The organism is Nonomuraea recticatena, assembly GCF_039533245.1.
In the GTDB taxonomy this organism is placed as follows: Bacteria; Actinomycetota; Actinomycetes; order Streptosporangiales; family Streptosporangiaceae; genus Nonomuraea; species Nonomuraea roseola.
In genome coordinates this window covers 133,122-149,356 of sequence record NZ_BAAATE010000017.1, presented here as the reverse complement: position 1 = coordinate 149,356, position 16,235 = coordinate 133,122, and the positions used below count along the sequence as shown (strand labels likewise).

The following is a 16,235-nucleotide window of genomic DNA, read 5'->3' as shown; positions in this document are numbered from 1 at the left end:
CAACCATGTTCGACCAGCACGAACAGACGCTGTCGAGGGCCATGGAGGCGATCGCCGAACGCGGCTACTGGAGCGCCTACCCCGAGTCCCCGAGCCCCCGCGTGTACGGCGAGGGCGCGGCCGAACGGGGCAAGGAGGCCTTCGAGTCCTACCTCGGCAAGCCCTTCCCTCTCGACCAGCACGGCACCGGCCACTGGATCGGCGCCGAACGCTCGCCGTACGGCATGGAGCTCGGGATCACCTACCCCGAGCCCTCGCCCGAGCAGCTCGTGGAGCTGGCCAAGGCGGCCATGCCCGCGTGGCGCGACGCGGGCCCGAAGGCGCGGGCGCTGGTCTGCGCGGAGATCCTGCACCGGATCAACCAGCGCAGCTTCGAGATCGCCAACGCCGTCCAGCACACCACGGGACAGGCGTTCGTCATGGCCTTCCAGGCCGGCGGCCCCCACGCGCAGGACCGCGGTCTCGAGGCCGTCGCCTACGGCCTGGCCGCCATGACCGCCGCCCAGCCCTCGGCGCGCTGGGAGAAGCCCGCCAAGGGCGAGCCGCTGGTGATGTCGAAGAAGTTCACCGTCGTGCCGCGCGGCGTCGGCCTGGTGATCGGCTGCAACACCTTCCCCACCTGGAACGCCTACCCTGGCCTGTTCGCCTCGCTGGTCACGGGCAACCCCGTCGTCGTCAAGCCGCACCCGGGCGCCGTCCTGCCGCTCGCGATCACCGTCGCCATCGCCCGCGAGGTGCTGGCGGAGGCGGGCTTTGACCCCGATCTCGTCACGCTCGCCGCCGAGGAGGGGCAGGGCCTGGCCACCCAGCTGGCCACCCACCCCGACGTGCGCATCGTCGACTTCACCGGCTCCACCGAGTACGGCGACTGGCTGGAGCGCAACGCCACCCAGGCGCTCGTGCACACCGAGAAGGCGGGGGTCAACACGATCGTCGTCGACTCCACCGACGCCTACAAGGGCATGCTCGGCAACATCGCCTTCTCGCTGTCGCTCTACAGCGGCCAGATGTGCACCGCGCCGCAGAACATCCTCATCCCCTCCGACGGCATCGCGACCGACGTGGGGCACAAGAGCTTCTCCGAGGTGGCGGCCGACCTGGCCGCGGCCGTCGGCGGGCTGCTGGGCGACGACGCGCGGGCGGTCGAGCTGACGGGGGCGATCGTCAACGCGGGCGTGCTCGAGCGGCTCGAGGCCGCCCCCTCGCTCGGGGAGGTCGTGCTCGAGTCCAGGGCGGTGGCGCATCCCTCCTTCCCCGGCGCGACGGTGCGGACCCCGGTGATCGTCGAGCTGCCCGCCGAGCGCGAGGACGTCTACGGGCGCGAGCACTTCGGCCCCATCGCCTTCGTGGTCGCCACGGCCTCGACCGACGACTCGCTCCAGGTGCTCAGGCGGACGATCGCCGGCCGCGGGGCGCTGACCGCCTCGGTCTACTCCACCTCCGAGCAGGTGCTGGAGTCGGCGGAGAGGGCGGCGCTCGAGGCGGGGGTGAACCTGTCGTGCAACCTGACCGGCGGCGTCTTCGTCAACCAGTCGGCCGCCTTCAGCGACTACCACGGCACAGGGGCCAATCCGGCCGCGACCGCCTCGCTGACCGATCCCGGCTTCGTGGCGGGGCGCTTCCACCTCGTCCAGTCGCGCCGTCACGCCTGACGTCCGAGCCCTGAGGAGGCGGTGAGCGTGCGGGTCGCGGTGATCGGCGGCGGGCGGATGGGGGCGGGCATCGCCCAGGTCTTCCTGGCCGAGGGCGCCTGGGTGAGCGTGCAGGAGGCCGGCGAGGAGGCGGCGAGGGCGGCGGAGGGGCGCATCGCCAAGGGGCTCAGGACGGCCGAGGCCAGGCGGCCTGACGTACGGGCCGACGAGGCGCTGCGACGGCTCAGCCTGGGGCCCGTGCCGGAGAGCGCGGAGCTGGTGATCGAGGCGGTGCCCGAGGATCCCGCGCTCAAGGCCGAGGTGCTGGCTCAGGCCGAGGCGCGCATGGGGCCGCAGGCCGTCCTCGCCACCAACACCAGCTCCCTGTCGATCACTGAGCTGTCGGCGGCCCTGCGCGGCCCGCACCGGCTGATCGGGCTGCACTTCTTCAACCCCGTCCCCGTCCAGCGTCTGGTCGAGATCGTCGTCACCCCGCACACCCCGCCCGAGGTGCTCGGCAGGGCGAGGAGGTACGTCGAGGCGCTGGGCAAGACGGGGGTGGTGGTCAACGACTCGCCCGGCTTCGCCACCAGCCGCCTGGGCGTGCTGGTCGGTCTCGAGGCCATCCGCATGGTGGAGGAGGGCGTGGCCGGCGCCGAGGACATCGACACCGCCATGACCCTCGGCTACGGCCACCCCATGGGGCCGCTCAAGCTCGGCGACCTGGTCGGCCTCGACGTGCGGCTGGCCATCGCCGAGTACCTCCACGCCAGGCTCGGCCCCCGCTTCGAGCCCCCTGTCCTGCTGCGTGAGATGGTCGCGAGGGGAGAGCTGGGCCGTAAGAGCGGTAAGGGATTCTACGTCTGGGATAGCTGACCGGTTTGTGTTTGTTTGCGCACTCCACGGGTAAATGACAACGGACTTTCGACATCCCTGGAGGACATAGGTGGCCGCCCGAAGCTCGTTCCTGATCGTCGCGAACCGCTTGCCGGTGGACAGGAGCGTGCAACCGGATGGCACCGCTTCCTGGCGCAGGAGTCCTGGCGGGCTCGTCACCGCCATAGCCCCGGTGATGCAGCGCCGTCACGGCGCGTGGCTGGGCTGGCACGGCGCCCCCGACGAGGAGCTGGGCCCCTTCGAGCAGGACGGCATGAACCTCATCCCCGTCCCGCTGTCGGAGCAGGAGGTCCAGCTCTACTACGAGGGCTTCTCCAACGCCACGCTCTGGCCGCTCTACCACGACGTGGTCGCCCCGCCGGTCTTCGAGCGCCACATGTGGGACACCTACCGCAAGGTCAACGAGCGCTTCGCCGACGCCGCGGCCGAGGCCGCCGACGAGGGCGCCGTGGTCTGGGTGCAGGACTACCAGCTGCAGCTCGTGCCGGCCATGCTCCGCAAGCGCCGTCCCGACCTGCGCATCGGCTTCTTCCTGCACATCCCCTTCCCGCCCGTCGAGCTGTTCTGGCGCCTGCCGTGGCGCACGGAGCTGGTCGAGGGCCTGCTCGGCGCCGACCTGGTCGGCTTCCAGCGGCCGGGGGGCGCCTCCAACTTCATCAGGCTCTGCCGCCGACTGCTCGGACTGTCCTACAAGGGCAACGAGGTCTACACCGGCGACGGCCGCTCGGTCACCGCGCAGGCCTTCCCGATCTCCGTCGACTTCTCCGAGCTCGACAACCTGGTACGCGAGCCGCACATCGTGCAGCGCGCCAAGGAGATCCGCTCCGATCTCGGCGACCCCGAGCACGTCCTGCTGGGCGTCGACAGGCTCGACTACACCAAGGGGATCGGCCAGCGCCTGGAGGCCTTCGGCGAGCTGCTGGCCGAGGGAAGGCTGAACGCCAGCGAGGCGGTCTTCATCCAGATCGCCACCCCGAGCAGGGAGCGGGTCGAGGAGTACCGCAGGCTCCGCGACGACATCGAGCTGCAGGTCGGCAGGATCAACGGCGAGCACTCGATGCTCGGCCACCAGCCGATCCAGTACTTCCACCAGTCGTACGACCGCGAGGAGCTGGCCGCGCTCTACCTGGCCGCCGACGTGATGGTCGTGACACCGCTGCGCGACGGCATGAACCTGGTGGCCAAGGAGTACGTCGCCTGCCACAACGACCTGCGAGGCGCCCTGGTGCTCAGCGAGTTCGCCGGGGCCGCCGACGAGCTGCGGCAGTCGTACCTGGTCAACCCCTACGACGTGGAGGGGCTCAAGCGTACGATGCTCGCGGCCATGCGGGCCACGCCGCACGAGGTGGCCAGGCGGATGCGCACGATGCGCCGCCGGGTCTCGACCTACGACGTGGACCGCTGGGCCAGCGAGTTCCTCACCGCGTTGGAGTCTTGAGCGCCTTCCAGGCGAGGTAGCGCTTCTTGGCGGTCTTGTTCACCACGATCTGGGCCACCTGCATGCCCACGCCCATCAGCACTGCGTAGCCGATCGCCTCGGCCATGCCGACCTCGTCGGAGTCGGTGTCGATGGGCGGCTCCTTGCCCGTGATCTTCACCCACGCGATCCCGAGCACCTTCTTGGCCGCCCATGCGGTGCCGAGACCGACCAGGCCGCCGATCACGCGCCAGGCGATGTCCGGCTTCTCCTCTGTCTTCATGTGTGCAACCCTATTCGTCTTCGACGCGTACCATTTAGAGGCATGACTCAGCGATCACGCCGTGCGCCCATGCCCGAGAAACCCTCTCTCGACGGCCTGGAGCAGGTATGGGTAGAGCGCTGGGAAGCCGACGCCGTCTACCGGTTCGACCGGTCGAGGACGCGCGAGCAGATCTACTCGATCGACACCCCGCCTCCGACCGTCTCCGGCTCGCTCCACGTCGGCCACGTCTTCTCCTACACCCACACCGACACCATCGCCCGTTTCCAGCGCATGCGGGGGCGCGAGGTCTTCTACCCGATGGGTTGGGACGATAACGGACTGCCGACAGAACGCAGGGTCCAGAACCACTTCGGCGTGCGCGGCGACGCCTCCGTGCCGTACGACCCCGCCTTCGAGCCGCCCGACAAACCGGGAAAGCAGCAGATCTCGATCTCGCGGCGCAACTTCATCGAGCTGTGCGAACGGCTCACGATCGAGGACGAGAAGGCCTTCGAGCAGCTGTGGCGGCGCCTCGGCCTGTCGGTCGACTGGACACTGACCTACGCCACCATCGACGGCGCCTCGCGGGCCACCTCGCAACGCGCCTTCCTGCGCAACCTGGCCAGGGGCGAGGCCTACCAGGCCGAGGCGCCGACGCTGTGGGACGTCACCTTCCGCACCGCCGTGGCCCAGGCCGAGCTGGAGGACAGGGAGTGGCCTGGCGCCTTCCACCGCGTCTCCTTCTACGGCGACCACGGCCCGGTCTGGATCGAGACCACCAGGCCCGAGCTCATCCCCGCCTGCGTCGCTCTGGTGGCCCACCCCGACGACGAGCGCTACCAGCGCCTGTTCGGCACCACCGTGCTGACGCCGCTGTTCGGCGTCGAGGTGCCGGTCGTGGCCCATCACCTGGCCGAGCCCGACAAGGGCTCGGGCATCGCGATGATCTGCACCTTCGGCGACCTGACCGACGTCACGTGGTGGCGCGAGCTCGGCCTGCCCGCCAGGCCCGTCATGGGCTGGGACGGCAGGCTGCTGCCCGACGCGCCCGAGGGGGTGGAGCCCGAGCCGTACAAGGAGCTGGCGGGCAAGACCGTCCACAGCGCCCGCGAGCGGATCGTGGAGATGCTGCGCGAGTCCGGCGACCTCGACGGCGAGCCGCGCCCCGTGACCAGGCCGGTGAAGTTCTACGAGAAGGGCGACAAGCCCCTCGAGATCGTCACCACCAGGCAGTGGTACCTGCGCAACGGCGGGCGCGACGCCGAGCTGCGCGAGCGGCTGCTCCAGCGCGGCGCCGAGCTCGAATGGCACCCCGCCCACATGCGGGTGCGCTACGAGAACTGGGTCAAGGGCTTGGCGGGCGACTGGCTGATCTCCCGCCAGCGCTTCTTCGGCGTGCCGTTCCCCGTCTGGTACGAGGTCGACACAGGGGCGCTCATCCTGCCCACCGACGACATGCTGCCCGTCGACCCCTCCTCCGACGTGCCGCCCGGCTACACCGAGCAGCAGCGCGGGGTGCCAGGCGGCTTCGTCGGCGACACCGACGTCATGGACACCTGGGCCACCTCCTCGCTCTCGCCCGAGATCGTCGGCGGCTGGAGGGACGATCCCGACCTGTTCGGCCGCGTCTTCCCGATGGACCTGCGCCCGCAGGCCCACGAGATCATCCGCACCTGGCTGTTCTCCACCGTGGTCCGCGCCCACCAGGAGTTCGACTCGCTGCCCTTCCGCAACGTGGCGATCTCCGGCTGGATCCTCGACCCCGACCGCAAGAAGATGTCCAAGTCCAAGGGCAACGCCACCACGCCGATGGCGATGCTCGAGGAGTACGGCTCCGACGCGGTCCGCTACTGGGCCGCGGGCGGCCGGCCCGGCACCGACACCACCTTCGACACCGGTCAGATGAAGATCGGCCGCCGCCTGGCGATCAAGATCCTCAACGCGTCGAAGTTCGTGCTGGGCTTCCCCGAAGGAGAGGGAGAGGTCACCCAGCCGCTCGACCTGTCGATGCTGTCGGCGCTGGCGCAGACGGTGCGCGAGGCGACCGAGGCGTTCGAGGGATACGACTACGCCAGGGCGCTGGAGGTGGCCGAGCGCTTCTTCTGGTCCTTCTGCGACGACTACCTCGAGCTGGTCAAGGCCCGCGCCTACGACAGCGACGCGGCCGCCTCCTCGGCCCACGCGGCGCTGCGGCGCGCCCTCGACGTGCAGCTGCGGCTGTTCGCGCCGTTCCTGCCGTTCGTGACCGAAGAGGTGTGGTCGTGGTGGCGCGAGGGCTCGGTGCACCGCGCCACCTGGCCGTCGGCGGAGGCGGGGCAGGGCGACCCCGCGCTGCTCGCGGTCGTCTCCGAGGTGCTGAGGCAGATCCGCAAGGCCAAGTCGGAGGCCAAGGTGTCGATGCGCGCCGAGATCGCCAGGCTGACCGTCCGCGGCCCGCAGGCCGAGCTGATCCGCCAGGGCGCCGACGACCTGTGCGGGTCGGGCAACGTCGACGAGTTCGTGCTGGAGCAGGGCGAGGAGCTGACCGTCTCGGTCGAGCTGGCCTGATCGCGTGGGGGTACGGCCAGGTCGTACCCCCACTCGATCTTTTCGTCCACGGCGATAACCGCGCGCGTTCTGCCGCGCGGCGTGCCAGTCTTGAACACGTGATTTCCGACCGCCCCACCAAGCTCGTGCCGCCCGTGCTGGCCAAGATGGCCGCCTGGAGCGTGTGCCTGATCGTCGTCGGCGTGGTCGTCTACATCTTCGCGCTCATCGTGGCCCGGCTCAGCTTCGTGGCGCTGCCCGTGGCCGTCGCGCTGCTGCTGACCGCGCTGCTCTATCCGCTGTCCAGCAGGCTGAGCGGTGCCGGCCTGCGGCCCATCTACGCCGCCTGGATCACGCTGCTGGTCGCCCTCGCCATCATCGTGGGCGCGGGCTGGCTGATCGGGGCCAGGGCCAGCGACGAGTTCCCCACCGTGGTCGAGCAGGTCCAGAAGTCGATCAACGAGCTGCGCGACTGGCTGGTGACGGGGCCCATCCACCTCGAGACCAAGCAGCTCGACGACTGGGTCGATACCATAACCAACCAGTTGCAGACCTCCCAGACCGCGATCACCAACACGGTCCTGACCGCGGGGCAGGTCGCCATCGAGGTACTGGCCTCGATCGTGCTCATGCTGTTCGTGACGTTCTTCATGCTCAAGGACGGCGACCGCATCTGGGCCTGGTTCCTCAAGGGCTTCGGCGGCATGTCGGGCAGGGTCGACAGGGCGGGAAGGGCCGCCTGGCTCACGGTCTCCCACTACGTGCAGGGCACCGTGGCGGTCGCGGCGGTGCACGGCCTGGTCATGGGCATCGTGCTGGCGGGGCTCGGCGTGCCGTTGTGGGCGCCGCTGGCCATCCTCATCTTCCTGGCCAGCTTCATCCCGATCGTCGGCATCTTCTTCGCGGGCACCGTGGCCACGCTGGTCGTGCTCGGCACCACCAGCCCGATCAAGGCGCTGATCTTCCTGGCCGTGCTCATCGTCGAGCAGCAGCTGGAGAACCATGTGCTGCAGCCGCTGATCGTCGGCAGGGCCCTCAACTTCCACCCGCTGGCGATCATCATCGTCCTGGCGGTCGGCGGCATCATGGGCGGCATCGCGGGGGCGGCCGTGGCCGTACCGGTCGCAGCGGTGATCTACCGGGCGCTACCCGAGCTTCGGCACGAACCGCCAGCATTGCCGCCACCGGCGCCGCCGACACCACCGGAGGGTCCCGTCAAGAGCGAATCCGGGCAGCCCAAGGGGTAGTCTCGTGCCCCATGACGCGTACGTTGGGGTTGAGCGAGGAGACCGCATGACCGTAGAGGTGCTCATCCACCGCCTCGACCCCGAGCTGCCGGTGCCCAGCTACGCGCACCCGGGCGACGCGGGGGCCGATCTTGTGGCCGCCGAGGACGTCGAGCTCCTGCCGGGCGAGCGGGCGATGGTCGGCACCGGCGTCGCGATCGCGCTGCCCGACGGCTACGCCGCGTTCGTGCACCCGAGGTCGGGCCTGGCGGTCAAGCACGGCGTCACCATCGTCAACGCGCCGGGCACGGTCGACGCCGGCTACCGCGGCGAGATCAAGGTGACGCTGCTCAACACGGACACCAAGGAGGCCCTCCGGCTACGCCGCGGCGACCGGATCGCCCAGCTGGTCATCCAGCGGGTCGAACGGGCCTCCTTCTACGAGGTGGACCGGCTGCCGGGCTCCGTACGCGGCGCGGGCGGTTTCGGATCCACAGGACGATGAGGGAGTGATCGACAGTGTTCCGACGTCGCAAGCGTGAGCAGCCCGAGCAGGCTGTCGCGGAAGCGGCTCCCCTGCAGGAGGCGCGCGAGTCGGGCCCGTGGGACGCCGACGAGCCCCATCCCGACAGGGACAGGGTCGACCTCGGCGGTATGCGCATCAGCGTGAGCCCCGACTACGACGTCCAGGTCGCCGTCGCGGGCGACCAGCCGATCGGCGTCGTGGTCATCCACCACGACAGCGCCCTGCAACTGCACGCCTTCGCCGCCCCCAAGCGGGGCGGGCTGTGGGACGAGGTCAGGACCAAGCTGGCCGCCAGCGTGAAGGAGGCGGGAGGCACGGTCGAGCGCAAGGACGGCCCCTTCGGCCCCGAGCTCGCGGGGCAGATCCCCGGCGAGGGCGGCACCCAGCCGGTCCGCTACCTCGGCGTCGACGGCCCGCGCTGGTTCCTGCGGGCGGTCATCAGCGGCAAGGCCGCCCTCGACGCCGACGTCGCCCAGCCCCTCGAGGACGTCATCCGCGACGTCGTCGTCGTGCGCGGCGACGACCCGATGGCGCCCGAGGAGCCGATCCTGCTGCGCATTCCCGGCGAGCGTCCGGCGGCCACCGCCGAGCAGAACGTCCCTCTCAACCCGTTCAGGAGAGGCCCCGAGATCAGCGAGCTCCGCTGAGCTTTTCATCGCATAAGCTGGGTCATCATGACTAGTACGGCAGAGCCCCACAAACGTGGGGGATTGCGCGGCTTCTTCAGCAGGCTGGCATCCACGCAGGCCGAACTCGAGGCGGAAGAGCTGCGGGAGGACGCCGATCAGGCGGGCGCCACGCCCATCGTCTCCTGTGGTGGCAGGCGCCGCTTCTGTGTGGCCGGTACGCTACGCACAGTGACGTTGCGGCCACGCGGTGGCGCCCCCGCTCTCGAAGCCGAGCTCTACGACGGCTCCGACGTGATCGACCTGGTCTGGCTGGGCCGACGCAAGATCGCGGGCATCGAGCCTGGCCGCATCGTCAAAGCCGAGGGCCTGGTCAGCATGCAAGACGGGCGCAAGGTGATGTTCAACCCGCGTTACGAACTGCGCCCAAGCGCCTGACAAGGAGCGACCCATCCGTGACTGAGCAGGCTACGGCGCACGAGACCGTCGAGGCGGCCATCAGGTCCCAGCTGTCCAAGGCCCTCGGCGGCATCCGCGGCATCGTCGAGGCGGCGGTGCCCACCATCGCCTTCACCGTGTCGTGGCTGGTGACCGAGCGGTTGCAGCTCTCGCTCATCATCAGCGCCTCCCTGGCGGCGGTGCTGCTGGTGGTGCGTCTCGTGCAGCGTTCGACGCCGCAGTTCGTGATCAACAGCCTGATCGGCATCGGCATCGGCTGGTTCTTCGCCTCGCGCACCGGCGACGCGCGCGACGTCTACCTGCCCGGCATCCTCTACAACGCCGGCTACGCCGCCGCGATGCTGGTCTCCATCGTGTCCAGATGGCCGGTCGTGGGCTTCCTCATCGGCTCGGTCACCGGCGATCCGACCGCCTGGCACAAGGACGCGGGTATCGTGCGGCTGTGCACGAAGCTGACGTGGCTGCTCATGCTGCCGTGCGTGGTGCGGGTGGCGGTGCAGCTGCCGATCTACCTGTTCGGCGGGGGCGACGAGGCGATCGCGGCCCTGGGCATCGCGAAGGTGCTCATGGGGTGGCCGCTGCAGGTGGCCAGCCTCGCCGCCATGGCCTGGCTCCTCAGCCGCGGCCGCACCCCCATCGCCGCCGCCGCCACCTGATCCTTTCTTCATCCTTCACGGCACAGCACGGGAGAGGCCACCGGGGTCACCGGTGGCCCTCTGTCGTTCACGGCGCTCCAGCGGCGCCGGTGACCCGCCGTTACGCCGGGGATGCCGGGCGCGTTCTTCGATCTCGGCGTCGCGGACATCCCTCCCGTGACCGGCCGGGGCCTCGAGCTCCCTTCGACTGTCTGGCGCTTCTCGCCCGCTCTCGCTCGCCTCGGCTCCCTGGGGCCGCGCCCGCTCTCGCTCCCTTCGACTCCCTGGGGCCCCGCCCGCTCTCGCTCCCTTTGACTCTCTGGAATGCCCGCCGCTCTCGCTCCCTTCGAAGACCGGTCGGCCGACTCCGGCGACACCGCTCGCGTGCTCCGCATGACCCGTCGACGACTGTGCGAAGGTGGACATTGCGGATGTAGCGGGGTGGATGTGGGGGTAGGGGCTGGCTGTGGGTGATCCTTCCGAAAGCCGGCTGATCGGCGGCAGGTATCTGCTGGCCGAGGAGCTGGGCAGGGGCGGGATGGGGGCGGTCTGGCGCGCCCACGACCAGGTGCTCGACCGGCCCGTGGCGCTCAAGCAGGTGCTGGTGCCCGGCTGGATGAGCGAGCAGGACAGGGAAAGGGCCTTCGAACGGGTTCTGCGCGAGGCCAGAGCCACCGCCAGGCTGCGCAACCCCTACGTGATCACCATCCACGACGTGGTGGTGGACGAGGGCCATCCGTGGATCGTGATGGAGCTGCTGCCGGCCTCGTCGCTGGCCCAGGTGCTGGAGCGGTCGGGGCCGCTGTCCGAGTACGTGGTCGCCGACATCGGCGTCAAGCTCCTCGGGGCGCTCAGGGCCGCTCACGCCGCCGGCATCACCCACAGGGACGTGAAGCCCGCCAACGTGCTGCTCCTCGACGACGGGGGCGTGGTGCTGACCGACTTCGGCATCGCGCACGTGGCCAACTCCCCGACGCTCACCGCGACCGGAATGCTCATGGGCTCGCCCGCGTACATGGCGCCCGAGCGGCTCGAGGGGGAGCCGGCGGGCGAGGCCTCCGACCTGTGGGCGCTCGGCGCCACGCTGTACACGGCGGTCGAGGGGGCGCCGCCGTACGCGATGGACAGCCCTGTCGCGGTGATGGCGGCGATCCTGATGCGCGAACCCCGCCCCATGCGCCGTGGCATGCGGCTGCGTCCCGTGGTGGAGGGGCTCATGCGCAGGTCACCCGAGGAGCGGTTGACGCTGGAGGCGGCGAGCGCGGCGCTGGTGGTGGTGGCGGGGCGGCGGCACGGCGAGGAGGCGCGCAGACGGGAGGGATCGAGGGCGCTGGCGCTGCTCGTACGCCAGGACCAGATCGACCCCGACCCTCCCACCGACCCCCTCAGAGCCCAGCCCCAGGACCCCGGCCCCGCTTCGCCGGCCCCCGACCCGCCCGCCCAGGACACCCCCGATTCCCCCGCCCCGTCCGCCCAGGACGCTCCCGGGTCGCCCGCCCCGCCTGCTCCAACTGCATCCGGCTGGTCCACCCCGCCGTCTCCTGGCGGTGTCGAGTCACCCACCCCGCCAGCTCCCGGCACCCCCGGGTCGCATGTCCCGCTTGCTCAGGACGCCTCTGGGTCGCCTGCTTCGCGTGCACAAGACGCTTCCGGAGCGCCCACCCCGCCTGCTCCCGGCACCCCCGGGTTGCCCGTACCTTCTTCCGGCGCGCGGGACGCACTCTCGCCGGGTGGTCCAGGGGCGCCTGCTCCGGCCGCTCGGGGCGGGCACGGCGCCGCGTCCTCTCCGAGGGCGCCCGAGACACCGGCCACGTCCACTCCAGAGACGCCCGGTTCGGCGGCCTCTCGGTCGCCGGGGAGATCCGAGGCGGCGGACCCGCTCCCCGGTCCCGTGCCCCCGCTCTCTCCGGCGGGGACGGCCTCTCCGGCGGGGACGGCCGGGGCGGAGGTCCTGCGCGAGGCGCCGGCGCGGTCGGCGGGGGAGCGCGGGCCGGCGCGTGAGGCGGGAGGCGCGGCGGCGGTGTTGGCCAGGGGGCTCAGGTTCGGCGCCGTGACGTCGGCGACGCTGGGAGTGCTCGCCTACGCCGTGCCCAGGGTGGCCAGGCGGATGGGGACCGAGCTCACCCTCCTCGCCCCCGGCACCGCCCTGCTGGTGCTGTTCGCCGCTGTCGCGCTGCTGGCCGCCGTGCTCCCGCGCGACCTGCTGCCGGACGGCGGCGTCAACGCCACCCTCACCAGGGCGCTGCCGTTCGTGGCCTTCGCCGGCTACCTGGGCGGCTACCAGACGGGCGCCACCGCCCACGTGACGACGAGCCTGGCCTACGCGCTGCTGGCCGCATGGGCCGCCACGACCTCGGCGCGGCCGTGGCGGCGCTCCCGCGCGGCGGCGGCCGTCGCAGCGGCGGCGACGGCCTGCATGGCCGCCCTGACGGTGGCGCACCTCTGGATCGACCTGGCAGGGCGCAGCGCCCTCACGACCAGGCTGCTGGAGGCGCTGCCCGAGCTCACGGCCGCCGGCTGGGCGCTGCACACCGCATGGGCGTGGTGGGCGGCCCGCCGTCCGGGCTAGTGGGGGGACAGCAGCTGGGCCAGCTCGTCCTCGACCTCCTGGCTGGCGACGAACATCAGCTCGTCGCCCGCCTCCAGCGGGTCGTCGGCCGTGGGCACCAGCACCCTGCCCTCGCGCAGGATCGCCACCAGCGCCGAGTCGACGGGCCACGGCACCGAGCCCGCGCGCTGGCCGACGACGGGCGCGTCCTCGGGCAGGGTGAGCTCGACCAGGTTGGCCTGGCCCTGGCGGAAGGTCATCAGCCGGACCAGGTCACCGACGCTGACCGCCTCCTCCACCAGCGCCGACAGCAGGCGAGGGGTGGAGACCGCGACGTCGACGCCCCACGACTCGTTGAACAGCCACTCGTTGTTGGGGTGGTTGATGCGGGCGACCACGCGCGGCACGCCGTACTCGGTCTTGGCCAGCAGCGAGACCACCAGGTTGACCTTGTCGTCACCGGTGGAGGCGACCACGACGTGGCAGTTGTTGAGCCCGGCCTCGTCGAGGGAGGAGATCTCGCAGGCGTCGGCAAGCAGCCACTCGGCCCGCGGCACCGCGTCGATCTTGATGGCCTTGGGGTCGATGTCGATCAGCAGGATCTCGTGGCCGTTCTCCAGGAGCTCGGAGGCGATGGAGCGGCCGACCGCGCCCGCGCCTGCGATGGCGATGCGCATCAGTGGTCCTCCTCCGGTGCGGCGGCCAGCACCTTGTTGATCCGGTCCATGTCGTTCTCGGCGGCGATGACGTGGAGGATGTCGCCCTCCTGCACCACCGTGTCGGACTTGGTGACCAGCGCCTCGCCCATGCGGTTGATGAAGGCGACCCTGGCGCCGACGGTCTCCTCTAGCTTGGTGGCCTTGGTGCCGATCCATGCCGGGTTGGTGGCGACCTCGGCCAGCACCACGGTGCCCGTGGGGTCGCGCCACAGCGGCTCGGCGCCCTCCGGCAGGATGCGGCGCAGGATCTGGTCGGCCGTCCAGCGCACGGTGGCCACGGTCGGGATGCCGAGACGCTGGTAGACCTCGGCGCGGCGGGAGTCGTAGATGCGGGCCACGACGTTGTCGACGCCGAAGGTCTCTCGCGCGACGCGCGCGGAGATGATGTTGGAGTTGTCGCCGCTGCTCACGGCGACGTAGGCGGCCGCGGACTCGATGCCGGCCTCCTGCAGCACGTCGCGGTCGAAGCCGACGCCGGTGACCCGGCGTCCCCTGAAACCCGCCCGCAGCCGCCTGAACGCCTGCGGGTCGCGGTCGATGATCGCGACTGAGTGGCCGTTGTCCTCCAGGATGTGGGCGAGGGTGGACCCCACCCGACCACATCCCATGATCACGATATGCATGTGCTCCCCACGGGTGTGCCTTCCCCTCAGTATGGCGCGCACGTGGAGTGCCGCGTCGGCAGGGAGGGTGACGAGGACTAGCATCGTCAGACGTGGCGAAGGTGACGGATCTAGTCAAGCGTGTCCTGGTCGGACGCGCGCTGCGCAGCGGGCAACTCCATGAGCAGCTCCTGCCCAAGCGCGTGGCTCTGCCGGTCTTCGCCAGCGACGCGCTCTCCTCCGTGGCCTACGCACCCCAGGAGATCCTCGTCATCCTGTCGCTGGCGGGGGTGTCGTTCTACAGCTACAGCCCGTGGGTGGCCATCGCCGTCGTGGTCGTGATGCTGACCGTCGTCGCCTCCTACCGGCAGAACGTGCACGCCTACCCCAGCGGCGGCGGCGACTACGAGGTGGCCACCGTCAACCTCGGCAAGAACGCCGGGCTCACCGTGGCCAGCGCGCTGATGGTCGACTACGTGCTGACCGTGGCGGTCTCCGTCGCCAACGGTGTCGACTACGTGGGCGCCACGGTCCCGTTCGTGGCCCAGCACAAGCCCGCCGTCGCCATCGCCATCGTGGTGCTGCTGACGATCGTGAACCTGCGCGGCCTGCGCGAGTCCGGCGCCGCCTTCGCGATCCCGACCTACGCCTTCATGATCTCGGTGCTCGGCCTCGTCGCCTGGGGCGGATTCAGGCTGCTGGTGCTCGGCGACGACCTCAGGGCGCCGACGGCCGGATTCCAGGTGGTGGCCGAGCAGACCAACCTCACCGCCTTCGCCGCCGCCTTCCTCGTGCTGCGCGCCTTCTCCTCCGGCTGCGCGGCCCTGACCGGCGTCGAGGCGATCAGCAACGGCGTGCCCGCGTTCCGCAAGCCCAAGAGCAAGAACGCGGCCACCACCCTGCTCATGATGGGCCTGGTCGCCGTCACGATGTTCTCCGGCATCATCGGGCTCGGCCTCGCCTCGGGCGTCACGGTGGCCGAGCCGCAGCACGTCGCCGTCGACCTGCTGCGTCCCGACGGCACGCCGGTCGGCCCCGACTACTACCAGCAGCCGATCATCTCCCAGGTCGCCGACGCGGTCTTCGGCAGTGGCTCGCTGATGTTCGTCATCGTCTCGGCCGTCACCGCGCTCATCCTGTTCCTGGCCGCCAACACCGCCTTCAACGGCTTCCCCGTCCTCGGCTCGATCCTCGCCCAGGACCGCTACCTGCCCCGCCAGCTGCACACCCGCGGCGACCGCCTGGCCTTCTCCAACGGCATCGTCATCCTGGCGCTGGGCGCCTGCCTGCTGCTGTGGGGCTTCCAGGCCGACGTCAGCCGTCTGCTGAACCTCTACATCGTCGGCGTCTTCGTCTCCTTCACCCTCAGCCAGACCGGCATGGTCATCCACTGGACCCGCCACCTGAAGACCGAGACCGACCTCAGGGTGCGCCACCAGATGCACCGCTCGCGGGCCATCAACTTCTTCGGCGCCGTCATGACCGCGGTCGTGCTGGTGGTCGTGCTGTTCACCAAGTTCCTGGTCGGCGCGTGGATCGTCTGCATCGCGATGCCGATCCTGTTCCTGATGATGAAGGGCATCCGCCGCCACTACGACAACGTGGCCGCCGAGCTCGAGGTCGACGAGCGGATCGACGAGTCGATCCTGCCGGCCCGCAACCACGCGATCGTGCTCGTCTCCAAGATCCACAAGCCGACGCTGAGGGCGCTGGCCTACGCCAGGGCCACCCGTCCCTCCACGATCGAGGCCGTCACGGTGGGCGTCGAGGGGTCGGAGGCCAGGACGCTGCAGGAGGAGTGGGAGCGCAGAGGGATCCCCGTCCCGCTCAAGATGCTCGACTCGCCGTACAGGGAGATCACCCAGCCCATCCTCGACTACGTCAAGGCCCTACGCCGGCGCTCGCCGCGCGACGTGGTCACCGTCTTCATCCCCGAGTACGTCGTCGGCCACTGGTGGGAGCACCTGCTTCACAACCAGAGCGCGCTGCGGCTCAAGGCCAGGCTCTTGTTCAAGCCGGGCGTCATGGTGACCAGCGTGCCGTGGCAGCTGCACTCCTCCGACAGACTGAGGGGCCGCCGCGACCCGTACGCCGCGGGATCGGTCCGCCGTCCGTGGCACGAGGTCGAGCCCGACAGGCGTGACGAGTAGTCTGGGCA

Annotated in this window: 14 protein-coding genes; 11 read left to right on the top strand and 3 right to left on the bottom strand. The window is 70.6% G+C overall.

The genetic code is table 11. From position 1 onward, the window contains the following. Positions 1-5 precede the first annotated feature (5 nt). The 3 genes from paaN to ABFX50_RS29190 all read left to right on the top strand — a co-directional run bounded on the left by paaN (position 6) and on the right by ABFX50_RS29190 (position 3,966). Positions 6-1,652, top strand: coding sequence for a phenylacetic acid degradation protein PaaN (gene paaN, locus ABFX50_RS29200; RefSeq protein ID WP_346150688.1), 1,647 nt, complete (start codon positions 6-8; stop codon positions 1,650-1,652). 21 nt (positions 1,653-1,673) lie between these two features. Further along, positions 1,674-2,507: a 3-hydroxyacyl-CoA dehydrogenase family protein gene (locus ABFX50_RS29195; protein ID WP_346150686.1), complete on the top strand. Its 834-nt coding sequence runs from the start codon at positions 1,674-1,676 to the stop codon at positions 2,505-2,507. Positions 2,508-2,577: 70 nt separating this feature from the next. Then, positions 2,578-3,966 (top strand): alpha,alpha-trehalose-phosphate synthase (UDP-forming), encoded by a 1,389-nt coding sequence (locus ABFX50_RS29190; RefSeq protein WP_346150684.1) that lies wholly within the window; start codon positions 2,578-2,580, stop codon positions 3,964-3,966. On the opposite strand, the gene ABFX50_RS29185 is transcribed toward ABFX50_RS29190, so the two are convergent. Beyond that, entirely contained in the window at positions 3,947-4,228 is a 282-nt protein-coding gene (locus ABFX50_RS29185; protein WP_183646411.1) for a DUF4235 domain-containing protein, read from the bottom strand. The genes ABFX50_RS29190 and ABFX50_RS29185 overlap by 20 nt on opposite strands. 42 nt (positions 4,229-4,270) lie before the next feature. Between ABFX50_RS29185 and valS the strand changes: the two genes are divergently transcribed. The 7 genes from valS (at position 4,271) to ABFX50_RS29150 (ending at position 12,777) form a co-directional block, all read left to right on the top strand. Then, positions 4,271-6,757 carry a valine--tRNA ligase gene (gene valS / locus ABFX50_RS29180; protein WP_346150682.1) on the top strand — a complete coding sequence of 829 codons (2,487 nt, stop codon included), beginning with the start codon at positions 4,271-4,273 and terminating at the stop codon, positions 6,755-6,757. 98 nt (positions 6,758-6,855) lie between these two features. After that, on the top strand, positions 6,856-7,983 hold the full coding sequence (locus ABFX50_RS29175; protein ID WP_346150680.1) for an AI-2E family transporter: 1,128 nt from the start codon (positions 6,856-6,858) through the stop codon (positions 7,981-7,983). 46 nt (positions 7,984-8,029) lie between these two features. Continuing rightward, positions 8,030-8,467 carry a dUTP diphosphatase gene (dut, locus tag ABFX50_RS29170; RefSeq protein ID WP_183646403.1) on the top strand — a complete coding sequence of 146 codons (438 nt, stop codon included), beginning with the start codon at positions 8,030-8,032 and terminating at the stop codon, positions 8,465-8,467. A 14-nt stretch (positions 8,468-8,481) separates the two neighbouring features. Next, a complete protein-coding gene (locus ABFX50_RS29165; protein ID WP_346150678.1) occupies positions 8,482-9,135 on the top strand; it encodes a DUF3710 domain-containing protein in 654 nt (217 codons plus the stop codon). Positions 9,136-9,162: 27 nt separating this feature from the next. Next, positions 9,163-9,552, top strand: coding sequence for an OB-fold nucleic acid binding domain-containing protein (locus ABFX50_RS29160; RefSeq protein WP_183646395.1), 390 nt, complete (start codon positions 9,163-9,165; stop codon positions 9,550-9,552). 17 nt (positions 9,553-9,569) lie between these two features. Next, entirely contained in the window at positions 9,570-10,229 is a 660-nt protein-coding gene (locus tag ABFX50_RS29155) for a DUF3159 domain-containing protein (protein WP_312895497.1), read from the top strand. 445 nt (positions 10,230-10,674) lie between these two features. Further along, positions 10,675-12,777, top strand: a complete 2,103-nt coding sequence (locus ABFX50_RS29150; RefSeq protein WP_346150675.1) for a serine/threonine-protein kinase — start codon at positions 10,675-10,677, stop codon at positions 12,775-12,777. On the opposite strand, the gene ABFX50_RS29145 is transcribed toward ABFX50_RS29150, so the two are convergent. Both ABFX50_RS29145 and ABFX50_RS29140 read right to left on the bottom strand, forming a co-directional pair. Next, positions 12,774-13,433, bottom strand: coding sequence for a potassium channel family protein (locus tag ABFX50_RS29145; RefSeq protein WP_346119159.1), 660 nt, complete (start codon positions 13,431-13,433; stop codon positions 12,774-12,776). The two genes, ABFX50_RS29150 and ABFX50_RS29145, sit on opposite strands and share 4 nt — an antisense overlap. Next, positions 13,433-14,098: a potassium channel family protein gene (locus ABFX50_RS29140; protein ID WP_346150673.1), complete on the bottom strand. Its 666-nt coding sequence runs from the start codon at positions 14,096-14,098 to the stop codon at positions 13,433-13,435. Before ABFX50_RS29140 ends, ABFX50_RS29145 begins: the two co-directional genes overlap by 1 nt. A gap of 92 nt (positions 14,099-14,190) precedes the next feature. On the opposite strand from ABFX50_RS29140, the gene ABFX50_RS29135 reads away from it, so the two are divergent. Beyond that, positions 14,191-16,227: an APC family permease gene (locus tag ABFX50_RS29135; protein WP_346150671.1), complete on the top strand. Its 2,037-nt coding sequence runs from the start codon at positions 14,191-14,193 to the stop codon at positions 16,225-16,227. Positions 16,228-16,235 lie beyond the last annotated feature (8 nt).

What these genes read in the sequence shown, in the direction of transcription:
- paaN (WP_346150688.1), top strand. Translation starts at nt 6, where the DNA reads ATGTTCGACCAGCACGAACAGACGCTGTCGAGGGCCATGGAGGCGATC.
- ABFX50_RS29140 (WP_346150673.1), bottom strand. Translation starts at nt 14,098, where the DNA reads ATGCATATCGTGATCATGGGATGTGGTCGGGTGGGGTCCACCCTCGCC.
- dut (WP_183646403.1), top strand. Translation starts at nt 8,030, where the DNA reads ATGACCGTAGAGGTGCTCATCCACCGCCTCGACCCCGAGCTGCCGGTG.
- ABFX50_RS29145 (WP_346119159.1), bottom strand. Translation starts at nt 13,433, where the DNA reads ATGCGCATCGCCATCGCAGGCGCGGGCGCGGTCGGCCGCTCCATCGCC.
- ABFX50_RS29160 (WP_183646395.1), top strand. Translation starts at nt 9,163, where the DNA reads ATGACTAGTACGGCAGAGCCCCACAAACGTGGGGGATTGCGCGGCTTC.
- valS (WP_346150682.1), top strand. Translation starts at nt 4,271, where the DNA reads ATGACTCAGCGATCACGCCGTGCGCCCATGCCCGAGAAACCCTCTCTC.
- ABFX50_RS29185 (WP_183646411.1), bottom strand. Translation starts at nt 4,228, where the DNA reads ATGAAGACAGAGGAGAAGCCGGACATCGCCTGGCGCGTGATCGGCGGC.